This window comes from Actinoplanes sp. NPDC051851 (assembly GCF_040681165.1).
Classification (GTDB): domain Bacteria; phylum Actinomycetota; class Actinomycetes; order Mycobacteriales; family Micromonosporaceae; genus Actinoplanes.
Map to the genome: position 1 here is coordinate 1 of NZ_JBFAYF010000145.1, position 4,416 is coordinate 4,416.

Annotated in this window: 5 protein-coding genes and 1 pseudogene; 2 read left to right on the forward strand and 4 right to left on the reverse strand. The window is 69.8% G+C overall.

Annotation, left to right across the window (positions count from 1 at the left end; all coding sequences use genetic code 11):
* Positions 1–100: 100 nt before the first annotated feature.
* Positions 101–355 (forward strand): annotated as a pseudogene (locus AB0M08_RS47170) (transposase); the annotation flags it as partial.
* 206 nt (positions 356–561) lie between these two features.
* On the opposite strand, the gene AB0M08_RS47175 reads toward AB0M08_RS47170, so the two are convergent.
* The 4 genes from AB0M08_RS47175 to AB0M08_RS47190 all read right to left on the reverse strand — a co-directional run bounded on the left by AB0M08_RS47175 (position 562) and on the right by AB0M08_RS47190 (position 3,365).
* Positions 562–1,338, reverse strand: a complete 777-nt coding sequence (locus tag AB0M08_RS47175) for an SAM-dependent methyltransferase (protein ID WP_364508829.1) — start codon at positions 1,336–1,338, stop codon at positions 562–564.
* Between the two features lie 40 nt (positions 1,339–1,378).
* Positions 1,379–1,849 carry an ATP-binding cassette domain-containing protein gene (locus AB0M08_RS47180; RefSeq protein ID WP_364508832.1) on the reverse strand — a complete coding sequence of 157 codons (471 nt, stop codon included), beginning with the start codon at positions 1,847–1,849 and terminating at the stop codon, positions 1,379–1,381.
* A 61-nt stretch (positions 1,850–1,910) separates the two neighbouring features.
* Positions 1,911–2,150, reverse strand: a complete 240-nt coding sequence (locus AB0M08_RS47185) for a hypothetical protein (protein ID WP_364508834.1) — start codon at positions 2,148–2,150, stop codon at positions 1,911–1,913.
* Positions 2,151–2,171: 21 nt separating this feature from the next.
* Positions 2,172–3,365 carry an alpha/beta hydrolase gene (locus AB0M08_RS47190; RefSeq protein WP_364508837.1) on the reverse strand — a complete coding sequence of 398 codons (1,194 nt, stop codon included), beginning with the start codon at positions 3,363–3,365 and terminating at the stop codon, positions 2,172–2,174.
* A gap of 171 nt (positions 3,366–3,536) precedes the next feature.
* Here AB0M08_RS47190 and AB0M08_RS47195 point away from each other — a divergent pair, with 171 nt between their 5' ends.
* Positions 3,537–3,932 (forward strand): hypothetical protein, encoded by a 396-nt coding sequence (locus tag AB0M08_RS47195; protein ID WP_364508840.1) that lies wholly within the window; start codon positions 3,537–3,539, stop codon positions 3,930–3,932.
* The last annotated feature ends 484 nt before the right edge of the window (positions 3,933–4,416 follow it).

Below are 4,416 nucleotides of genomic sequence, written 5' to 3' on the forward strand. Positions count from 1 at the left end.
TCGCTCGAAAGATCACGCGATGGCCGCGTTCTATGCCGGACAGGATGTCCGACGATCACGCCAACCGCGTTACACCACTATCAGGGACTCCACCTGATACCGCACCGACGACGCCAAGGGTTTCAAGGTTCTGCCACAGCGCTGGGCGGTGGAGAGAACCTCCGGCTGGCTGGTCCGCAACCGCAGACCGGCCCGGGACTACGAACGCCTGGCGGCCAACTCCGAAGCGATGATCAAGGTCGCGATGATCCGGCTCATGACAATCCGCCTGGCCGGGCGGACAGTCCGCTGGAGCAATGCCACCCAACGCGAAGCCGCCCGACGCATCAACGCCGACCGTCTGATCACACAGTGACCAGACGGTTACCCGGCAGTCTCTGAGGGGGTGGTTCGAGGGGTTATATCCGCCATGGGAGCGAGCTGCTGCAATGATGGCGGACACGAATGCACTGCTCAGAGCCATTCTCGCTGGCTCTCCCGTCGAGGAGCCCGGAAACTGGTGCATCGGCGGCGCTCTACTTGGCGCCGGCAACGCACCCGGCGAGCAGATTTTTACCGAGGCTAGAGCTTGCGGCCTACGGCGCAGTACACGTCGAGGGCGGCTGGTTCGGTCTCGGGGTCCGGTCGCCAGAGCGAGGTCGATACCAGGCCGGGTTCGAGTAGCTCCAGGCCGTCGAAGTATCCGCCGATCTCCTCGGGCGTGCGCAGGTTGTACGGGTGACCGCTCTTGCTGGCGACCCGCTGGCTCTCCACGCTCTGTGCGCTGGTGCTGGTGCCGTCACTCACCGCCAGGTAGCTGCCTGACGGTACGGCGGCGAGTAGCCGCTCGACGATCGAGCGGGCTTGCGCGTAGTCGGCGACGTTGCCCAGGATGCCGATCATGGTGAGCGCGACGGGCTTGCTGAAGTCGAGCGTGTGAGCGGCCTCGGCCAGGATGCGTTCCGGGTCCTCCACGTTGGAGTCGACGTACGCGGTTTTTCCTTCGGGCGAGCTGGTGAGTAGGGCGCGGGCGTGGCTGAGGACGAGCGGATCGTTGTCGACGTACACGATTCGTGAGCCGGGCGCCGTGCGCTGGGCGACTTCGTGGGTGTTGTCGGCGGTCGGGAGGCCGGTGCCGATGTCCAGGAACTGGCGGATGCCGGCGGTGCCGGCGAGGAGCGTGACCGCTTTGTTGAGGAACGTCCGCTGGGATTGGGCGACCGCGGTGATTCCGGGGTTCGCCGCGATGAGCGCTTCGCCGAGTTCTCGGTCGATGGCGAAGTTGTCCTTGCCGCCCAGGAGGTAGTTCCATACCCGGGCGCTGCTCGGCCGGGTCACATCGATGGCGGGATCGGTCATCGGAACTCTCCTTCGACGCGGCGGCGGTGAGACAGCGATCCTAGGGAACGCTTTTCGGGTACGCGAGCGGCACACCGGGCGCGCGCAACGGGCACAGCCCGAAGACCCTGGCCACCGAGGTCGGGAGGTGGCCCTGGCGGTGCCGCGGGACCGGGCGTTCCGGCAGTTCCTCGACCCTCAGATCAAGGGCCTTTCCGCGTACGCCGAAAGGCCGTCCTTGAAGGGTGAAATTGTCGCGGTCACTGGCCATCGGGTCGAGGGCGGAACGCTGGGCGACCACCCCGATCGCGGATCGCGCCCGTTCGGGGTGCCGGAGCACGTCATGCCCGGCGACTGTGGCCTGGCCCGCGTCGGGCCGGGCCGGCGTGGTCAGGATCTTGACGGTGGTGGACTTCCCTGCGCCGTTCGGCCCGAGCAGGCCGAATACCTCACCGGCCCGGACGTCGAGGCTGAGCCCGTCCAGGGCGGTCACCCCACCGGGGTAGGACTTGCGCAGCCGGTCAGCCGTCACGGCATGACTCATGATGATCGTCTGATCTTTCCGGGTCGCGATGGCTTCGTGCTCGTCGGTGTCAACGGCGTGTGCGCCGGGCGTACGCGTGGGTGGCGATGGCCAGGGCCGTGATCCACAGGGCGAAGTGGGGGATGCCGTAGGCGCCGGTCCAGGGGCTGAAGATGGCCTCGGGTGCGTCCCGTTGCAGGACCGCCAGCACCGCGGCGAACGCCGTGTATCCGGCGAGCGCCGCCACCAGCGCGTATCCCGGGATGACGAGCAGCAGCCGCGGCACCCGCCGGCCGGCGAGGTGGGGCACCCAGCGGGGGAAGACCAGCCCTCACGGCCGGATCAGCGCGAAGGCCAGCACCGCCGGCAGCAGCGCCAGCGCGTTGAGTGTCCACAGGTAGGTGCCGCCCCCATCGGCGTGCCACGCCGCGAACCGTTCCTCGTCGGCGAAGAGCGGGATCCCCGCTGCCCACACCGCGTGCAACGGGATGAACCCCACCGTCGCCGCGAGTGCCGCGATCCGGCCGGCCCACACCGCCCGCCGTGACGGCGGTGGCACCGCAGGCTGCTCGGTGCCGTCCGGTGAGCCGCTGACTCCTTGGCGCGCACTCGTCGGCCCGGTGGCCAAGGCGCGGATCTCGCGGACCACCGTGGGCCAGATCTCGCGGGGCAGGTCGTGGCCGGTGCCGGGCAGTTCGACGTAGCGGGCGCCCGGCACCGACGCGGCGATGCGGCGGCCCGCGGACGGGCGGCCCAGGGGGTCCCGCTCGCCGTGCAGCACCAGGGTTGGCACGCGTAGTTCGCGCAGCTTCGGGCCGTGCCAGGTGGCACTGGTCTGCCGGGCCTGGGCACGGCTGTCGCGGACGCCGCTGGGCAGCCCGGCGTCGAGTTCGCGTTCCACGCGCAGGCGGGCGTCGTCCTCGTCGAAGGGGTAGCCGGGCGAGGCGACCGCCCGCAACAGGTCCAAACCGGCCGCGACGTCGCCGTCGCGGCCGTCGGGGTGGCGCATCCGGGCCAGGCGGGCCAGGAACGGCAGGCGCACGTAACGCAGCAGCAAGGCGGCGCCGGAAGCGTCGCTGGGCACGGCGGCGAAGGTGGTCAGCGTGTGCACCCGGTGCGGGTGACGCAGCGCGGTGCGCTGGGCGACCAGGCCGCCCTGCGAGATGCCGAAGAGGTGGGCACGCTGCCAGCCGAGCGCGTCGAGCACGGCGACGGTGTCGTCGGCCATGTCCTCCGCGGTGTAGGCAAGCGGCCGGCGGCGCAGCAGACCGGTCACCGGGTCACCGGCCGGGGCGTCCTCGAAGTGGGTGGAGCCGCCCGCGTCCCGGCCGTCGAACGAGGCCACGCTGAAGCCCGCGTCGATCAGCGCTTCGACCAGCCCGTCGGGCCAATAGAACCGGGACACGCCCAGCCCCATGATCAGCAGCAGCGGCTCCCCGCCGGCGCCGCCGAGGTCGTCGACGGCGAGGTGCACGTCGCCGTTGCGTGCGGTGTGCGCAATTCTGATCATCGATTCCTGGGGCACCCGTGGCCTCCACACTCGGTCGAGTTTCGGTAACGGTGTTCGCGAACACCGTAACCGTAATGATGGGCTTACCGCAACGAGAGGGGCGGCGTGGAGATGGGGACGGTGCCGGTCTGGCTCCGAGAGCGGCGCACGGGAGTGGGTCGGCCCGCCGAGTGATCACGGGCGGAGGTGACTGCCGCGGCGATCGCCCTCGCCGGCCGGGAAGGACTGCCTGCCGTCTCGATGCGCCGGGACGCCGCCGACCTCAAAACCGGCCCGGCGTCCCTCTATCGCTACGTCGACAGCCGCGACAACCTGCTCGACCTCATGGTCGACGAGGTGGCGGCCGGCTACCAGCTGCCGGCGCCGGGCGGCCCCTGGCTACCCGGCCTGCTGCAGGTGTGCAGGCAGGGGCACGAACTGATGCTGCGGCACCGCTGGCTGCCGGAACTGGTCCTCACCCGTTCAGCCCTCGGCCCACACTGCACCGACCTGACGGCAGCACTGACCGGCAGTTCACTGTCGGCCCCGTCCCCCTTCGAGAGCACGGTGTCCCGGGTCCTGATCGGCCTCCTCGGCGAGTGAGCCACCGACTGGTCGCGGCCGCCGATCCTTCGATCGGCGGCCGAACGGCGGCACTGCCACTGCTCCCGCAAGCCTTGACCGGAACGACGAGCAACGCATCCCTCGCCGAAGCGAGATGACCAGCCGATCGCGGCGCCGCTGAGCCGACAGAGCCGGCCCACGCCGCGTAGCGGCCTGTGCCTGATCAGGCAGTGATCGAGCCGACCGCCAAAGCTGGGCGCGGCCGCTGCCTTAACTCCTGACGATCGTCAGTGATCCTGGGCATGCGGGCATACCCGACTGGGTCATGAACCGCTCGGTCCGCTGTGGATCTTCCGCCTCGTGTGCTCCGCGCATGCTCGGAGAGTCATGGGCAGTCGTGGTCACTCGTGGGCGGCGGTGGTTTTCACCGGGTGGAGTCCCTGATAGTGGTGTAACGCGGTTGGCGTGATCGTCGGACATCCTGTCCGGCATAGAACGCGGCCATCGCGTGATCTTTCGAGCG